This window comes from Isoptericola sp. NPDC019482 (assembly GCF_040632295.1).
GTDB lineage: Bacteria > Actinomycetota > Actinomycetes > Actinomycetales > Cellulomonadaceae > Isoptericola.
In genome coordinates this window covers 124388-138214 of sequence record NZ_JBEYBQ010000001.1, presented here as the reverse complement: position 1 = coordinate 138214, position 13827 = coordinate 124388, and the positions used below count along the sequence as shown (strand labels likewise).

At 73.2% G+C, this 13827-nt stretch carries 10 protein-coding genes and 1 tRNA gene; 4 read left to right on the top strand and 7 right to left on the bottom strand.

The features are described from left to right. Positions 1-7: 7 nt before the first annotated feature. Both ABZ493_RS00630 and ABZ493_RS00625 read right to left on the bottom strand, forming a co-directional pair. Positions 8-508, bottom strand: coding sequence for an FHA domain-containing protein (locus ABZ493_RS00630; RefSeq protein WP_430580248.1), 501 nt, complete (start codon positions 506-508; stop codon positions 8-10). 10 nt (positions 509-518) lie between these two features. After that, positions 519-1238: an FhaA domain-containing protein gene (locus ABZ493_RS00625; protein ID WP_430549440.1), complete on the bottom strand. Its 720-nt coding sequence runs from the start codon at positions 1236-1238 to the stop codon at positions 519-521. A 252-nt stretch (positions 1239-1490) separates the two neighbouring features. On the opposite strand from ABZ493_RS00625, the gene ABZ493_RS00620 reads away from it, so the two are divergent. Next, a tRNA-Leu gene (locus tag ABZ493_RS00620) sits at positions 1491-1574 on the top strand. Between the two features lie 108 nt (positions 1575-1682). On the opposite strand, the gene ABZ493_RS00615 is transcribed toward ABZ493_RS00620, so the two are convergent. Then, positions 1683-2327 carry a response regulator transcription factor gene (locus ABZ493_RS00615; RefSeq protein WP_430580247.1) on the bottom strand — a complete coding sequence of 215 codons (645 nt, stop codon included), beginning with the start codon at positions 2325-2327 and terminating at the stop codon, positions 1683-1685. Further along, positions 2324-3985, bottom strand: a complete 1662-nt coding sequence (locus ABZ493_RS00610; RefSeq protein WP_430580246.1) for a histidine kinase — start codon at positions 3983-3985, stop codon at positions 2324-2326. Before ABZ493_RS00610 ends, ABZ493_RS00615 begins: the two co-directional genes overlap by 4 nt. A 201-nt stretch (positions 3986-4186) precedes the next feature. On the opposite strand from ABZ493_RS00610, the gene ABZ493_RS00605 reads away from it, so the two are divergent. Beyond that, complete coding sequence (locus ABZ493_RS00605) at positions 4187-4831, top strand: hypothetical protein (protein WP_430580245.1); 645 nt, start codon at positions 4187-4189, stop codon at positions 4829-4831. A 46-nt stretch (positions 4832-4877) separates the two neighbouring features. On the opposite strand, the gene ABZ493_RS00600 is transcribed toward ABZ493_RS00605, so the two are convergent. After that, the gene (locus ABZ493_RS00600) at positions 4878-5432 is read right to left on the bottom strand and encodes a small multidrug efflux protein (protein ID WP_430580244.1); all 555 of its coding nucleotides are present in this window, start codon (positions 5430-5432) and stop codon (positions 4878-4880) included. Positions 5433-5601: 169 nt separating this feature from the next. Here ABZ493_RS00600 and ABZ493_RS00595 point away from each other — a divergent pair, with 169 nt between their 5' ends. Together ABZ493_RS00595 and ABZ493_RS00590 are read left to right on the top strand one after the other, a co-directional pair. Then, entirely contained in the window at positions 5602-6459 is an 858-nt protein-coding gene (locus ABZ493_RS00595) for a DUF3800 domain-containing protein (protein WP_430580243.1), read from the top strand. Positions 6460-6670: 211 nt separating this feature from the next. After that, positions 6671-9388: a polysaccharide lyase family 1 protein gene (locus ABZ493_RS00590; RefSeq protein ID WP_430580242.1), complete on the top strand. Its 2718-nt coding sequence runs from the start codon at positions 6671-6673 to the stop codon at positions 9386-9388. A 106-nt stretch (positions 9389-9494) separates the two neighbouring features. Here ABZ493_RS00590 and ABZ493_RS00585 read toward each other — a convergent pair whose 3' ends face one another. Both ABZ493_RS00585 and ABZ493_RS00580 read right to left on the bottom strand, forming a co-directional pair. Beyond that, positions 9495-10322, bottom strand: coding sequence for an alpha/beta hydrolase (locus tag ABZ493_RS00585; RefSeq protein ID WP_430580241.1), 828 nt, complete (start codon positions 10320-10322; stop codon positions 9495-9497). A 5-nt stretch (positions 10323-10327) separates the two neighbouring features. After that, positions 10328-13705: a DUF5979 domain-containing protein gene (locus ABZ493_RS00580; RefSeq protein ID WP_430580240.1), complete on the bottom strand. Its 3378-nt coding sequence runs from the start codon at positions 13703-13705 to the stop codon at positions 10328-10330. Positions 13706-13827 lie beyond the last annotated feature (122 nt).

Sequence of the window (13827 nt, the reverse complement as noted above, 5' to 3'; positions counted from 1 at the left end):
GGAGCGGTCACCCCTGGAGCTCGACGACGGACTGGCCGATCCGGACGCCGACACCCGGCGCCAGCGGCTGCGGTCCCGACACCTGGGTGTCCCCGATGAAGGTGCCGTTCGTCGACCCGAGGTCCTCCACGTACCACTGGTCGCCCTGCGGGAAGATGCGGGCGTGCCGCGACGACGAGTAGTCGTCGTCGAGCACGAGGGTGCAGCCCGGCGAGCGACCGATGAGGATCGACGCCGAGGACAGCGGGAGGGTGGTGCCCGTCAGCGGGCCGGCCGTCACGACCAGGCGCGTGGGGCCGCCGCGCCGGGTGGGCGCGGGTGCCGCTGCGGCCGGCGCGCCCGCGGCGGGTGCGGGTGCGGCCTCGGCGCGACGGCGCTCGGTCTTGGACGCGCGCGGGGCGCCGCGGGGTGCCAGGTCGCGGCGCAGCACCGCGATCGCGGAGAGCACGAACACCCAGAGCAGCACCAGGTAGCCCAGCCGCAGCAGGGTGATCGTCAGCTCACTCATCCTGGGGGGATCACCAGCCTTCGGTCTGCTGGCCCGAGGCGCTGCCGGTCCAGAACATGATGCGGGTACGGCCGATGGTCAGGGTGTTGCCGTCGAGCAGGGTGGCCGCGGGCACCTGGTGGCCCTCGACGAACAGGCCGTTCGTGGAGCCGAGGTCGGTCGCGACGACGCCCTCCGGCGTCACGCGGATCTCCAGGTGGCGGCGCGAGACTCCCGGGTCGTCGACGACGATGTCGGCCTCGGCGTCACGACCGATGACCGTGACGGGGCCGGTGAGCAGGTAGCGCTGGCCGTCGATGTCGATGAGGGGGTGGCGGGTGGACGGCGCCGCCGACGTGGCGGGCGCGACGTTGCCGCGCACGGTCGCGGAGCGGAGCTGGAAGCGGCCGCCCGGCAGGTCCTCGTGCTCCTCGAACGACACGCTGACCGGGCCGACGAAGGCGTAGTGCTGCGAGGCGGCGTACTCGGTGAGGTTCGTGGCCAGCTCGTCGGCCATCGTCTCCGCGCCCCAGGCGTCGATCTGCGAGAAGTCGGCCGACGACAGCTCGATCGTGAACTCGTTCGGCACGACCGTGCGGTCGCGCCCGACGACGGCGGCGCGGTCGTCGATCTCGCGCCGCAGGCGGCTCGCCAGCTCGACCGGCTTGATCTCGCTGTTGCGACCCACCTTCGCGAACGCGTTGTTCATCACGCGCTCCACGCCTTTCTCGAAGCGATCCAGGGCGCCCATGCCACCTCCTCCCATTGGCCCGACACGTCCGCGGGCAGACTATCTAGATCGTAGGCAGCGCCGCAGCACCACTCCTCCGCGCGGTGTGGATTTCCTGCGAACGCTCGGCGCAGAAGCGGAACCGGCAGGTCACGGTCAGGTGACGGCCGCCACGCCCACCACCAGCGGCCGGACGGGTCCGTCGGGGGCCGTCAGGGCCCTCAGCAGGCGATTGGGGAGCACCCCACGCGCCGTGCTAATCTTCTGCGGCACGCGCGAGTGGCGGAATAGGCAGACGCGCACGGTTCAGGTCCGTGTGCCCGAAAGGGCGTGGGGGTTCAACTCCCCCCTCGCGCACGTGAAGAGAAGGTCCCGGTCAGGTTCTCCTGGCCGGGACCTTCTGCGTTTGCCACACCATGCGGACGCCGGTCGGCATCGACCCCCGTCCGCACGGTCCTGCGCCTGTCATGTCGGGCCGACGAGGCCTCCCTCGTGCGCGACGACCACCGCCTGGACGCGGTCCCGCACACCGAGCTTCGTCAGGATGCGGGCGACGTGCGTCTTCACCGTGGTCTCGGCGAGGAAGAGGTGCGAGGCGATCTCGGCGTTCGACCTGCCGCCGGCCAGGGCGCGCAGGACGTCGCGCTCGCGGGCGGTGAGCTCGTCCAGACCGGGGTGCGGCACGTGCGCCGACCCGACGTAGGTCCGCACCAGCCGGTCCATCACGCTGGGGCCGAACGTGGCGTCCCCGGCCGCGCAGGCCTTGACCGCCGCGACGAGCTCGCGCGGCGGGGTCGTCTTGATCAGGAACCCGGACGCCCCGGCACGCAGGGCACCGACGACGTACTCGTCGAGGTCGAACATGGTGAGCACCACGACCCGCGTCGTGGGGTCGGCGGCGAGCAGCGCCGCGGTGGCGGAGATGCCGTCCCCGCCGGGCATCTCCACGTCCATGAGCACGACGTCGGGCCGAAGTCGGGCGCACTCGCGGACCGCAGTCGGCCCGTCGGCGCACTGACCGACGACCGCGAGGTCTGGGTCGCTGGAGAGCACCGAGGCGATCCCCGTGCGCAGGAGCTCGTGGTCGTCGGCGAGGAGGACACGGATCATGTCGGCGTCCCGACGTGCCCGGTGCCCCCGGACGTCGCGGGCCGACGACTTGTCAGCCGGGCCCGCAGGACGAACCCTGAGCCGTCGCCCCGCGCCCCGGCCGTCAGCCGGCCACCGAGCCGCTCGACCCGTTCCGCGAGGCTCACCAGGCCGAACCCCGGCTCGCCGGTGCCGTCCGCGCGCGGCGCGCCGTCGTCGTCGAGCGTCAGCTCCACGGCGTCCCCCACCCTGTGCAGCACGAGGGAGACGGCCGATCCTGGCGCGTGCCGCGCCGCGTTGGCCAGCCCTTCCTGGGCGACGCGGAACAGACAGGTCGCGGTCTCGGCGTCGACCGAACCGCCATCGACCGCGATCTCGGTGCGGATCGTCAGGCCGGCCGAACGCATGCGCTCGACCAGGCGATCGAGCTCCGGCACGCCGCGATGGACCGCGCCGTCGCCCGCGCCGAGCCGTGCCGTCAGGGCGTCGAGCTCTTCGAGGGCGGTGTCGACCGACGTCCGCACGGCAGCGAGCGACTCCATCGCCTGGTCCCTGCGCAGGTCCCAGTGCAGCTCCGCCGCGCCGGCCTGCACGACGATGACGCCGACAGAGCCGGAGACCGTGTCGTGAAGGTCCCGGGCGAGGGCGCGTCGGTCGTCGAGCAGCGCCCGGCGAGCGGCGTCGTCGAGCAAGGCGCGCCGGCTCGCCACACGGGCCGTCGCCCGGCCGCGGCGGACCTCGCCGAGGCGCACGACGAGGGCCGTCGCCACCGTGGCCGCATAGACGACGGCGAGGATCTCCGTGTTCTCCCGGAAGAAGCGCCACTGGGACGCGAGCGTGGCCGTGACCAGCAGGACGGGACCGACCACCGTCGGCCATCCCGCTCGGGCACGGGCGACACACCTCCACAGCGTCGGGCAGAAGGCCAGGACAGCCCACCCGCCGACGAGGAGCGGCGATCCGACGACCAGCCCGAGCGTCGCCAGGACGCCCTGGACGGTCGTACCCAGCGCCGGGTTCACCCGCCACAGGACCACGGCCGCGGCGGCCAGCAGGGTGAGCAGTACGGAGACCGGCCCGACCCGCAGGCCGTAGTCCGTGGCGAGCTCGCCCGAGACCGCACCGGCCGTCGTCTCGACGAGGCAGACCAGCACCGTCACGACGGTGAGGACGACGTCGGGACGACGCAGGGTCGCCGTCGACGCGGCGACCGACGGGGGGTCGTGCGGCGCGGGGTCGGCGGCGCGGAGCAACCCCACCATCCGCCGTAGCTCGGTGACGGCCGTACGGCCACGTCGCTGAACCTCCCGAAGTATCTCCGGGACCGCGTCGTCCGGTGCCGTGGACAGGCTCAGCACCATGGCCCGGACGTCGCTCAACGCTCGGTGCACCACGGCCCCGACGTCGGCCGCCATCCGTGCGCGCTCCTCGCGGAGCGCCGGTCCCACGACGTCGGCCACGGTGCGGTGCTCGACGTCCGCGGCGAGGCGTCCGGCCCGCAGGGCGTCGCGCACGGCGCGCACCCCGAACCGCAGTCCCAGCAGGAGAAAGGTGTAGAGGAACGCGGCGAACAGGACGTCCAGGGCCCGGATCGGGCCTGGCTCGAGCGCGAGCGACACCACGGCGAGGCCGACGGCGGCGACGCCGGTCGCGACGTGCTCGAGCACCGACCTGCGCACCCTCACGACGCTAGTCCCGCCGGGGGCCGCGCGCGTCCTCCGTGAGGATGAGCTCCTCCTCGTCCCCGTGGCCGACGCGATCAGTACGTCGTGACCGACGCGGCGCGCCCGCCGGCGGGGTGACGGTGGTCGGACCGCCCGGGAGCCCGCCCGAGGGGCCGGACGTCGATCCGTCCGCCAGTCGTTCGTCCAGGAGGAGCCATGTCCCGCGTCAACCTCGTCGCCGTCGGTGTCACCGTCGTCTTCGTCGGCGTCGCCCTCACCGACATCGTGGTCGGCGGTGCGACCGGTCAGCACCCGTTGTCCGAGCCCGCCGAGCCGTCCGTCGCCGTCGCCGTCGCCGTGCTGCACACGCTCTGCTACGCGGCGCTCGTCGCCGTCCTGCTCACCGTCGGCCGCGACGCGCTCCCGGCGGGTCGCTTCTGCTCCGTGCTGCGGTGGGTGCTCGTCTCGACCTACGGGGCCATGGCTGTCGGCATGGTCCTCGCGGCCACCGGGGTCGAGCCGGAGGGCGCCGCCGCTCTCGTCGTGAACCTCGCGTTCGTCTCGATGCTCCTCGTGCCGGCTGTGCTCGGGGCCGTCATGCTCGCCCGCGGGGACCGGTCGCCGTCCGCGTGGTTGCTCGCCGCCGCCGCACCGGCACTGGTCCTCGCGGTGGTGCTCGACGTCTCCGGGTCCGCCTGGGCCCACCCCGCGTACGCGGAGATACTGGCCAACGGAGGCCTCGCGCTGCTGGGGTGGCGGTCCCGGACCCGCACCGTGCCCGCCGAAGAGCTCTCGGCCGACGCGCGTACCGGCGCCTCGGCAGGCTCGTCGACGCCTAGCTCCTCCCCGCGTACGCCCTGAACGGGAACGAGTGCGGGAAGACGGCGGCCCTGATGACGACCCCCGGTCAGTGGACGAGGGTCAGCAACCGGCTGGCGAGGAACGCGGTGACCGTCGTCCAGCCGACGATCGCGACGGCCTGCCAGACGAGCACACGGGCCTTGCCGACTCCGGACGCCACCAGCATCGACGCGGTGAAGTGGGTGGGCAGCAGCAGCGGCCCGAGGAGGCTGACGCCGGGGACGCCGTAGCGCTCGTAGGCGCGCTGGAACTTCGCGCGGCGGGCGCTGCGGCGGTCGTCCGCCGGCTCGGGTGACGCCGCGTCCCGGGCGCTGCCGGCTCCCACGAGGACGGTGCTGCGCTGCCGGGCCTTGGCCCGACGGCGGTTCACGACCGCGTCGCGGGCGCCGGCGCTGGCCAGCACGACGGCCGTGACCGCGAGGAAGTTGCCGATCATCGCGGCGACCGCCGCGACGGCGGGGTGGATCCCCCCGAGGATGCCGATGGTCGCGCCGCCCTCGCCCTCGATGAAGGGGACCATCGCCGCGACCGCGACGATCATCGGCTGGACGAGGTCGGGGACCTGGGCGACCAGGTCCTGGAACGTGTCGACGAGGTTCACGGTGTGCTCCAGGGGTGTCGGGTGCTGCCGGGCGATGACCCCCAGTCCACCCGCGAGCGGGGGCGCCGGGTAGTGCCCCGCGTCACCGGTTCCCGTGTCGACCGCACGCCTCGGCCATGACATGTGTCATGCGGTGGTGATGGGCGGTCGGCCGCGCCACGATGGCGTCATGTCCGGGCCGGTCGCCGTCGTCGAGGTCGCGTGCGACGAGTCGGGGTTCTCCGGGACGAACCTGCTGGACCCGGCGTCGCCGGTGATCGCGCACGCGGGGGTGGACCTCACGCGGGACGAGGCCGCCGCGGTGCTGGACACGCTGCGGTCGCGGTTCAACCACCGCCGGACCACGGAGCACAAGGCCCACCTGCTGCTGCGTCCGGGGCAGCCGGAGGCGGTGGCGTGGTTCCTGGGGGAGCTGGCGGGCCGCTCGACGGTGCACGTGGTCGACAAGCGCGACCACGTCGCCGGCCGGGTGCTCGACCTGCTCACGGGTGAGCCGTCGTACCTCGACGGGACGCGGCTCGGCCGCGACCACGGCGGCGGCGCCGCCGTCCTGCGGGATCGGGGCGACGTCCTGGCCGCGTTCGTCGCGATGACGCGCCTCAAGCACCGGCGGCGGCCCGACCGGGCCGCGGTCGACCGGTTCCTCGCGCTCGTCCCGGGCATGGTGGCCGACGGCGTGCCCGAGCTCGCGGGTCTCTCCCGGCGCCAGGTGGTCGCGGTCCTCGACCGGCTGCTCGACGGCGACCCCGCCGTTCCGCCGCCGCTCGAGCCGCTGGTCCCGGCCCTGGCCGAGACGGTGCTGCGGTGGGGCAGGGAGGGCCGCTCGGTCGTCGTCGTGCACGACGAGCAGAGCGCGCTGACGCCGCAGCGCACCGCCGTGCTGGGCTCGGCACTCGCCGCGGCGGCCTTTCCCGCCCCACCGCCCCTCGTGGAGGTGCGGCAGGTGGACTCGCGCCGCGACCCGCGCGTGCAGGTCGCCGACCTCCTGGCCGGGTGGGCGCGGAGCTCTGCGGAGCCCGCCCGCTGACCCTCGGTGGTCGCGTCAACCGTCGCCGAGACGAAGACCGGGTGAAATTGGGGGTTGCGCTCCGGGAAACCGGTCCCCTACGGTCAAGAAACCGGTTGCTGTGATCTGTTCGTGACCAATGCGGGTTCGGACAGCGGTCGTTCCGCCAGGCGGAGCTGTCCCGGCACCGGCTGCAAGTCCCGCGTTCGACGACGAAGGTGAGGCAGCAACGATGAGACGGCAAGCAGCGCGACGACTCCTGGCGGCGGGGGTGACGACGTCCCTGGCCGCCGCGATCGGAGTGACCGCCCTGACGCTCCCCGGCGCCCAAGCAGCGGAGACCGGCCCGACCGGGTTCGCGACCCAGAACGGTGGCACGACGGGCGGCGCCGGCGGCGCCGTCGTCAAGGCGACGACCGGCACCCAGATCCACGAGGCCCTCTGCGGCCGCGCCTCTGAGGACACCCCGATCACGATCCAGGTCGAGGGCACGATCAACCACAGCAACACGAGCAAGGTCTCGGGAGACAGCTGCAACACCGCGGACGGCGTGATCGAGCTGAAGCAGATCAGCAACGTCACCCTCGTCGGGGTGGGCAGCGGCGCCACGTTCGACCAGGTGGGCATCCACATCCGCGAGGCCAGCAACATCATCATCCAGAACGTCACCGTCAAGAACGTCAAGAAGTCCGGCTCCCCGACGTCCAACGGCGGCGACGCGATCGGCATGGAGTCCGGCGTCTCGAACGTCTGGGCCGACCACGTGACGCTCGAGGCCTCGGGCGGCGAGTCCGAGGGCTACGACGGGCTCTTCGACATGAAGGGCGACACGAAGTACGTGACGCTCTCCTACAGCATCCTGCGAGGCTCCGGCCGCGGTGGCCTCGTCGGCTCGGGTGACAGCGACCTGGACAACGGGCCGGTCACCTACCACCACAACCTCTACGAGAACATCGACTCGCGCCTCCCCCTGCTGCGCGGGGCGACGGCTCACATCTACAACAACCACTACGTCGACATCCACGAGTCGGGCATCAACGCGCGCGCCGGCGGCAAGGCCAAGGTCGACAACAACTACTTCCAGGACTCCAAGGACGTGCTCGGCACGTTCTACACCGACCTCCCGGGCTACTGGCAGGTCGCAGGGAACACCTTCGACAACGTCACCTGGTCGGAGCCGGGCGAGGACAACAACCCCGCCGGCCCGAACCCGACGTCGACGACGACGGTCAGCATCCCCTACGACTACGCGCTCGACGACGCCGGCTGTGTGCCCGACGTCGTCGCCGCGACCGCGGGGGCGAACAAGGGCCTGAAGGTCTCCGACGGGTCGTGCGAGGCGCAGACGCCGGACCCGACGGACCCGACGGACCCGCCGACGGAGCCGACGGATCCCCCGACGGAGCCGACGGACCCGCCGACCGACCCGACCGACCCGCCGAGCGGCACCAACCTGAGCGCCGGCGCCGGCGCGGACGGTTCGAGCAAGGCGTCGGGCACCAGCTTCGGCAACGTGATCGACGGCGACCTGAGCACCTTCTGGTCGCCCTCGGGCACCACGGGCCGCGTGTCCGTCAAGTGGGGCACCCCGCAGACGGTGTCGCAGGTGAACATCGTCGAGGCGGCCGGATCCGAGGGCACGATCACCGCGTTCCGCGTCGTCAACCACGACAACGGCGCGGTGCTCGCCACGGGTAGCCGCGCGGGCGTCGTCAACCTGCCCGAGACCACGCTGAGCAAGATCGACCTCGAGATCACCGGCGCCTCCGGCACGCCGAAGGTGGCCGAGCTCGAGACGTACGCCGGTCAGGGCTCGACCGACCCGACCGACCCGGAGCCGACCGACCCGCCGACGGACCCCACCGACCCGGAGCCGACTGACCCGCCGACCCCGAGCGGTGAGGTCATCTACGCGGCGCCCGACGGTTCGGCCGGAGCGGCCGGCACGGAGGCCGACCCGACGACGATCGCCGCGGCGATCGCCGCCGTCGAGCCGGGCGGCGCGATCTACCTGCGCGGCGGCCAGTACGACGAGGCCGACACGATCACGATCGAGCCGGGCAACGACGGCACGTCGTCGGAGCGCACCCTCCTGTCGGCGTACCCGGGCGAGACGCCGGTGCTCGACTTCTCCGCGCAGGCGGAGGACTCCGCCAACCGTGGCCTCGCCATCGGCGGCAACTTCTGGCACGTATACGGGATCACCGTGCAGAACTCCGGCGACAACGGCATCCTGCTCGGCGGCGACGACAACGTGATCGAGCGCGTCGTCACCCGCGGGAACGCCGACACCGGACTGCAGATCGCCCGCCTGGTCGCTGGGGCTCCGAAGGAGGAGTGGCCGTCGGACAACCTGGTGCTCTCCTCGGAGTCCTACGACAACGTCGACTCCGACGGTGAGGACGCGGACGGCTTCGCGGCCAAGCTGACGGTCGGCGAGGGCAACGTGTTCCGCGACTGCGTGGCGCACAACAACATCGACGACGGCTGGGACCTGTACGCCAAGGACGAGACGGGCCCGATCGGCGTCGTGACGATCGAGCACTCCCTCTCGTACGAGAACGGGACGCTGTCCGACGGCTCGCAGGCCGGCAGCGGCGACCGCAACGGCTTCAAGCTGGGCGGCTCCGACATCGCCGTCGACCACGTGATCCGCGACTCGATCGCGTACGACAACGGGCACCACGGGTTCACGTACAACAGCAACCCGGGCTCGATCACCGTCACGGACAACGTGGGCATCGGCAGCGAGGAGCGCAACTTCGCGTTCGACGAGGGCTCCCACAAGTTCAGCGGGAACGTCTCGTGCGGCGGCGGCTCGAACGACAAGCTGTCCGGCTCGGACGACGGCACCAACGCCTGGAACGGCACCGGCGACTGCGGTGCGTACGACGGCGCGCTCGACTGGTCCTTCGCCGCGGACGGCTCGCTGGAGGTGACCTTCGGCTGAGCTGACCCACCCTGACGGCACGGTCGTGCCGTCATCCCGACCCCGGCCGGCCCGTCGACCCCTCCGACGGGCCGGCCGGTCCGTGCGCTGGCCCTGTGGCCACGGTTCAACCGAGGCTGAGGAACGCCGCGGCCTCGGCGAGCACCTCGCCAGCGCGCTCGGTGCCGACGAAGCCGTGCCCGGCGCGGGGCAGCTCGACCAGCCGGCAGGGCACGCCGTCGCGCCGGCAGACGTCGGCCAGCTCCCGCGCCTCGGGACGCAGCGAGTCGAGCTCCCCGACCGCGACCAGGGTCGGGGGCAGCCCGCGGGCCGACCGGTGCAGCCGCGGTGCGTCGGCGGCGTCGACGCCGGTCCACGCGCGCATCGCGTACGTGGACAGCTCGCGGCCCGGGCCGCCCGGCAGGGCGTCGTCGTAGGTCTCGAGCGACAGGTCGAGGTTCGGGTTGGTGAGCAGCAGTCCCGCCAGCGGGTGGAGCGTGCGCACGGCGGCGAGCACGGCGACGGCGCCGCCCGCGGAGTCGCCGTCGAGGTAGAGACGGTCGAAGCCCTCGCGCGCGAGCAGGTCGACGGCGGCCACGGCGTCCGCGACGGCGTCGTCGAGCGACGCCTCCGGCGCGAGCCGGTAGTCGACGGAGAGCACGACGACGCCGAGCGTGTCGGCGGTCCGCCGGCACCAGCCGTCCTGCAGGTCGAGGTCGCCGAACAGCCCGTACCCGCCGTGCAGGAAGACGACCGCCGCGCCCGGGTGGCGCCGGTCGGGCGTGTACCGGCGCAGGGCGACGCCGTCGTGCACCGAGTCCGTCACCGTCCCCGCGAACGGCAGCCTCGCTCGGGCGACGGCGCGCTCGTGGGCGCCCCGCCGCAGCGCCGCGACGTCGGGCGCGCCACCCGGCTCGGAACCCGCGTGCCGATCCCTCGCGCCGCCGCCCTGCACGGCGGTCAGGCGCGGAGCGTCCGGGCCACCAGGCGCGCGGCGACGCCGAGCAGCAGCAGGCCGAGCGCGAGCAGCGGGAGCGGGCCCCCGCCGAACCCCGTCGCCGGCAGGGTGCCCCCGGGGGTCTCCGGCGTCGTCGGGCGGGCCGTGTTCGTGAGCGTGACGGCGTTGAGCTCCTCGTCGTCCGCGTGGATCACGACCCAGCCGTCCTTGTCGGGCTCGAGCGCCTGCCCGTCGATCGCCCAGCGCTCCGTGTCCCACGTGGCGCCGTCGACGGCGGGCGGGTCGACCTCGCGGATCTCGACGATGGTGCCCAGCGGCACGTCGTCGGCCACGAACGGGTCGCCGAGCACGAGGTCGCCCTGCTGGACCGGGCCGTCGTCCACGCGGTACTCGACCGGGAAGCGGGTGCCGTCGGGCAGGTCGGCGCCCTCGACCAGCTTCTCCAGGCGCAGCGTCGTGACGGGCACGGCGGTGTTCGTCACGGTGAAGGCCGTGGTGCCCGTGCCCTCGTCGATCGTCAGGCTGCTGCCCGGCGACCAGGTCGGCACGGCCCAGGTCCAGCCGTCGGGGAGCATCGCGTCGGACGGCGGCTCCTCGGTGACGTGCACCGTGGTGCCCACCGGGAAGTCGCGGTCGGGCCCGACGGCGGAGCCGTCCGCCGGCACGGTGAGCTCGCCCTCGTCGGTGCTGCCGTCGGGCAGCGTCGCCGTCCACGGGACGGTGAAACCGTCGCCGCTCACGTCGCCCGGGTCGGCGCCCTCCAGGGCCTTCGACACCTCGAACGTGCCGTGCTCCACGTCGGCGGAGTTGGTGACAGTGACCGCGGCCGTCTCGCCGTCGCCCACCGTGACCTCGGCCGGCGTGATCGTGGGCTCGCCCCAGTCCCAGCCCGGCAGGTCGGGCAGGTTCGCCTCGTCGAACGTGACCGTGGTGCCGGCGGGGAAGTCGAGCGGCTCGCCGTCGGCGTCCGTCGGTCCGGCCGGCGTGCCGTCGGGCGACAGCTCGGTGGTCCCTCCCGCCGTCGTGCCGTCGGGGTACGTGGCCGTCCAACCGACGCCGAACGTCAGGCCCTCGGGCACGTCCTCGGCGGCTGGGCCGTCGAGCTCCTTGGCCAGCGTGAACGTGCCGGTCGGTACGTGGCCGACGTTCGTCACCTCAAGGGCGATCGTCTGCCCCGCGGTCAGCTCGAGCGGGTAGAAGCCGTCCTCGTCGGGGTCGGTGAGCGGCTCGCCGTCCACGGAGAGCACCGGGTCCTCCCAGACGACATCGCCGCCGCCGGTCGGTGCGGGTTCCTGCACCCAGACCGTGCTGCCGGCGGGGATGGGCTGGCCGTCGAGGAGGGTGTCGATCGTCACGGGGTCCCCGACGGCGATCTCCCGGGTCCGGGATTCACGCTCCCCGCCCGGTGGGTCGAAGGTGTACTCGATGGCGAACTGCGGCTCCGGGTCCACCGGGCCGTCGACGTCGAGCACCTTGACCACGCTGAAGGCTGCCGTCGCCGGCTGTGCGACCACCAGGTTGGTGAGCTCGACGGCGACCACCTGATCGGCGCGGTCGATGGTGAACATCATGCTCGGGCTCCAGGACGGCCCGCCCCAGGTGTAACCCTCCGGCGGGTCCGGGAGGTCCGGCTCGCTCAGGGTGATCTCGGTGCCGACGGGGAACTCGACCGGGTTCCCGTCCTCGTCCACCGGCCCCTGTGACGCGAAGTCCCAGTTCCCGTTCGACTCCAGCTCGATCGTGCCGCTCGACTCGTTCCCGTCCGGGTCGACGGCGGTCCAGCCGACGGTGATGACGGCTCCGGGGCTGGGCGGCACGGGGTCGCCGGTGCCGTTGGTGACGGTCTTCGTCACCTCGAAGGTGCCGGTGGTGCGTTCCGCCGTGTTCGTCACCGTCGCGGCCACGACGCCGTCGCCGTCGGCGGTGATGGTCACCGGGTTCGGGGCCACGGACGGCGGCCCCCATTCCCAGCCGGGCACGTCATCCGGCGTCTGCTCCTCGAAGGTGATCACGGTGCCGACGGGGAAGGTGCGCACCGTGCCGTCCACCGCCGCCGGGCGCACGGGCGAGCCGTCGGCGGGCAGCTCGAGCGTCCCGGTGTCGAGCACCTCGCCGTCGGGCGACGTGGCGGTCCAGTCGACCGGGAACGTGGTGCCCTCCGGCAGGTCACCCGCGGCGATGCCGTCGAGCTCCTTGTCCACCTCGAACGTGCCGCGCGGCTCGCCGCAGGGGATGGTGCTCGCGAAGAGGAACGAGTGCACCTCGCCGCCCAGCAGGGTGACGTCCTGCCCGATCACCTGGCCGTCGAGCGGGGCGGCGTCGACGGTGACGTTCGCGAAGGGCGCGAAGATCGAGCCGTCGATGCGCCCGCCGGTGTTCTCGACGGTCACGTCGCCCGTCACCGCGGACAGGTCCCACAGGATGTACGGGGAGTACTGGCCCTGCGGGTCGACGCGCAGGCCGTGCACGTCGGTGGTGCCCGCGGGCACACGGATGATCAGCGGGTTCGCCTGCCCGGGCGTGGGGCTGCCCGCCGAGAACTGGAGCAGGCTCGCACCCGCGACGTCCTCGTACGCGACCACGTTGGGCCGGTCGGCCGCGAGCGGGGAGAGCACCTTGCGGTCGCCGGCGTCCTCCGCGACCGTGACGTGGTTCGCGTCGTGGCCGTCCGGGTCCGCCATCGCCGCGAGGCACTCCGCGCTCTCCTCGGTGGTCGCGTCCTGGTTCGCCTGCACGTACCCCGCGACGACGTCCTGGGTGCCGCCCGTCTGCTCCGTGAAGATCGACGCGTTGCCGCCCGTCGGCGGCTCCGCGTCGGCCGGGTACTGCTGCGCCGTCGCGTCGATGAGGGGAGGGATCGGCCCCTCCGGCGGGATTCGCGACACGCGAACCCAGCCCTCGCCGCGCGCCGAGGTGAGATACGGCCCGAGGTCGCGGTCCACCATCTTCAGCGTGCCGTCGTTGTCGGGCGTGGTCGCGCCGCGGCTGGTGATGGCGACCTCGCCGACGTTCCGCGTGGTGTCGGGGTCGAAGCGCCCGATCAGGAGCCGGTTCGGGTCGCCGTCCACCGTGGGGATCGTGTAGTCGGCGGTGCCGGCCGCCACGTGGATCACCGTCCACTGGGTCGTGGTCCCCGTCCGCGCGAGGTTCCGCCCTGCGGCGAGCGAGCCCTCGATCTCCTGGTTGCCGACGAAGGCGTCGCGCTGCGCGTAGACGGTGTACCCGCCGGCGGACGTGAACGGGTTGACGTCGCCCTCGGCCGCGGCCGCCGGCGGCGCCGTCGCCGTCTGCGCCCCGAGGCCCACCAGCCCGCCCAGTGCGAGCGCGGCCGCCAGCAGGCCGCTCGTCGCCCTGCGACCGTTCGTGCTCGTCCTTCGCATGTGTCGCCCCCGAGACATCACAGACATCGCGTACCCTCGCGACACTCTAGGGACCGACGACCGTGGGCGCTGCGTGGTCGCGCTCCCATCTTTCCTGGCCCGGTCTGAACGACCGGCGAACG